This window comes from Nostoc sp. NMS4 (genome assembly GCF_017115095.1).
In the GTDB taxonomy this organism is placed as follows: Bacteria; Cyanobacteriota; Cyanobacteriia; order Cyanobacteriales; family Nostocaceae; genus Nostoc.
In genome coordinates this window covers 1-3506 of sequence record NZ_JABXKI010000327.1, presented here as the reverse complement: position 1 = coordinate 3506, position 3506 = coordinate 1, and the positions used below count along the sequence as shown (strand labels likewise).

The 3506-nt window shown below is 39.8% G+C and carries 3 protein-coding genes; 2 read left to right on the top strand and 1 reads right to left on the bottom strand.

The genetic code is table 11. The features are described from left to right. A partial coding sequence (locus HWQ37_RS29500; RefSeq protein WP_292753957.1) for a hydantoinase/oxoprolinase family protein occupies positions 1-1179 on the top strand: 1179 nt, incomplete at its 5' end. Positions 1180-1184: 5 nt separating this feature from the next. Here the strand turns inward: HWQ37_RS29500 and HWQ37_RS29495 are convergent. Then, entirely contained in the window at positions 1185-1667 is a 483-nt protein-coding gene (locus HWQ37_RS29495; RefSeq protein WP_292753956.1) for a GNAT family N-acetyltransferase, read from the bottom strand. Positions 1668-1721: 54 nt separating this feature from the next. Here HWQ37_RS29495 and HWQ37_RS29490 point away from each other — a divergent pair, with 54 nt between their 5' ends. Then, a complete protein-coding gene (locus HWQ37_RS29490; RefSeq protein WP_292753955.1) occupies positions 1722-3287 on the top strand; it encodes a hydantoinase B/oxoprolinase family protein in 1566 nt (521 codons plus the stop codon). The last annotated feature ends 219 nt before the right edge of the window (positions 3288-3506 follow it).

The following is a 3506-nucleotide window of genomic DNA, read 5'->3' as shown; positions in this document are numbered from 1 at the left end:
ATGGGAGGGACAAGTACAGATGTTGCCCACTTTAAAGGAGAGTATGAACGACAACTAGACTCAGAAATTGCTGGGGCCCGGATGCGAGTTCCTGTATTAGCAATTAATACCATTGCTGCTGGTGGTGGTTCAGTTCTGTTTTTTGATGGTTCTAGTTATCGTGTCGGCCCTAAATCTGCTGGTTCAAATCCTGGGCCTGCTTGTTATCGACGTGGCGGGCCATTAGCGGTAACTGATGCCAATGTGATGTTAGGTAAAATTCACCCACAATATTTTCCCTCAGTTTTTGGCATTGATGGAAATTTACCTTTAGATAAAGATATTGTTATTCAAAAATTTACACAATTAACCCAAGACATTCAAGCCGCTACATTAAATGATTGTACTCCCGAACAAGTAGCTGCTGGATTTATTGCGATCGCAGTGGAAAATATGGCGAATGCAATTAAAAAAATCAGTCTACAACGCGGTTATGATGTCAGTCAATATGTGCTTTGTTGCTTTGGCGGCGCAGGTGGCCAAGTTGCTTGTTTAATTGCCGATACTTTGGGAATGAAAAAGATATTTCTACATCCTTATGCTGGCGTTCTCTCTGCTTACGGAATGGGATTAGCTGATATCAGGGCAATTAGAGAAGGGGGAGTAGAACAGCCTTTAAGTCAAGCATTAATCCCTAAATTACATCAGTTAATGGAACATTTAGAAACTCAAGCTACAAGTGAAATAAATGACGCTCAAACAGAAATAGTCCAAAAAGTAAACTTAAAATATGAAGGAACTAACTCTACTTTAACCGTTAACTTTGCCGATGATATGGTATTGATGCGGCAAGAATTTGAAGATGAACATAAATCACGTTATGGTTTCATTCAATTAGAGAAAACTTTAATTGTTGAATCAGCCTCAGTAGAAGTAATTCAGAAAATGGAGACTCCCGAAGAACCTTTAATTATTCGTACCCGTTCTATAATTGAAGCCCCCGAAGCCGTAGAGATAGTAAGGATGTTTACTGCTGATAAATGGTATGATACTCCTGTTTATCGGCGGGAAGATTTACAACCAGAAGATAGTATTAATGGACCTGGAATTATTATAGAAAAAATTAGCACAATTGTCGTTGAACCTAACTGGCAAGCGAGATTAACTGAGGATAATCACTTAATTTTGCAGCGTCTATAAACTACTTATACTGTAAGTATTTGTGGTGTCCAGGTTAAAAAACAGCGATTACCTTTCTGCTCCGTAATTTTTGCAGCTATTCTATCATAAAAACTAAGTCCGCGAGTGTTGCGAGCATCAGCATTCCAACCCAAATGAGTACAGTCATTGTCTTTCGCAACTTGAGCTAAATAACTCATTAATGCGGCTCCTGCTCCCTGACTTCTCATATCTTCATCTACATACAAATCATCAAGCCAGAGACTCGGTTGACCTGCAAAAGATGAGTATCTAAATCCATATAAAGCAAACCCAACTACACGCTCTGAGTTTTCTGCAAATAAAACGTAAGAGAAAGGCACTGTTCCAAAAATTGTTTTACGTATCTTATCTTTAGTAACTTGAAGTACACCAGAATAAGCACCAATTTCTCTATCAAACTCAGACTTTTTTCGGATGAAGGAATAAATTAGTAGTACATCATCAGGTGTAGCAGACCGAATCTTCATTGAACTACTTTAATCACTTTAGTAGATAATCTTAGCAAATAATAGGAGTCAAATATGTACACAACAGCTAAACCCGATCCCGTCCGTTTAGAAATCTTCAAAAATCTCTATCAATTTATCGCTGAACAAATGGGAATTGTGCTGCAAAACACGGCAACATCTGTGAATATCAAAGAAAGGCTAGATTTCTCCTGCGCTATTTTTGACTCATCGGGATTATTAGTAGCAAATGCTCCCCATATTCCTGTACATTTAGGCTCAATGAGTGAAAGTGTCCGCAGTTTAATTAACGATAAAGGCTACACCCTAAAACCAGGAAATGTCTATCTATCTAACAACCCATATAACGGCGGCACACATCTTCCTGATGTCACTGCAATTACCCCTGTATTTTTAGAAAGTAGTGACAATAATCCATGCCCAATGCCCATCTTTTTCGTTGCTTCTCGCGGACACCAAGCAGATATTGGTGGCATTACTCCCGGTTCAATGCCTCCACACAGTAACACAGTAGAAGAGGAAGGAATTCTTTTTGATAATTTTCTTTTAGTTGAAGAGGGAGATTTTCGAGAAACCGCAGTCAGAAAACACCTTGCAAATCATACTTATCCTGCTCGTAACCCTGACCAAAATATAGCCGATTTCAAAGCCCAAATTGCTGCAAATGAACGAGGACTTCAAGAACTTTGTAAAATGGTTTCACAATACAAGCTCGATACCGTTCAAGCTTATATGACATTTGTGCAAGCTAATGCTGAGGAGTCTGTTCGGCGTGCGATCGCAGTTCTCAAAGATGGCTCATTTACTTATAAAATGGATAATGACGCACAAATTAAAGTAAAAGTAACCATTCACCCAGAAAACCGCAGTGCTACCATTGATTTTACTGGCACTTCTCTACAACTAAATAGTAATTTTAATGCTCCTAAAGCTGTAACTCAAGCAGCAGTCTTATATGTCTTCCGTACTTTAGTTGATGATAATATTCCTCTCAATGCCGGGTGTCTTAATCCTCTAGAAATTATTATCCCGGTTGGCTGTATGCTTAACCCAACCTATCCAGCCGCCGTAGTCGCAGGTAATGTCGAAACCTCTCAAACCATTGTCGATGCTTTATATGGTGCTTTGGGTGTTATGGCTGCTTCTCAAGGAACGATGAATAATTTTACTTTTGGTAACGAGCAATATCAATATTATGAAACTATCTGCGGCGGCTCTGGCGCAGGAATTAATTTTGATGGCACTGATGGTGTTCATTCTCACATGACTAACTCCCGCCTGACCGATCCAGAAGTTTTAGAAACCCGTTATCCTGTACTTTTAGAAAGCTTTAGTCTTCGTCCCGATAGCGGTGGCAAAGGAAAATATTCAGGTGGTAATGGAGTCGTCCGCCGCATTCGATTTCTTGAACCGATGACAGCTAATATTCTCTCAAGTCATCGGCTTGTTCCTCCCTTTGGATTAAATGGTGGAGAAGCAGGAAAAGTAGGGCGCAACTGGATACAACGTCAGAATGGAATTGAAGAAAATTTAGGTAGCACAGCAACAGTACAGATGAAAAATGGAGATATTTTTGTAATAGAAACTCCTGGCGGTGGTGGATTTGGTAAAGTCTCTTAGGAATAAGAATTAAATAATATACAATTTTATGTCCCTGGTTTACCTCACCCTCAATCCCTCTCCTTATAAAGGCTACGGTGTACACACAAGTCTGAAATAGTGATTAACCGAAGTTTTACCCCACCCTAACCCTCCCCTTGCAAAGGGGAGGGAACTAGATTTTCCCCCCTTTATAAGGGGGGATTAAGGGGGGTAATTCGACTTGTGTGTACACAGTAG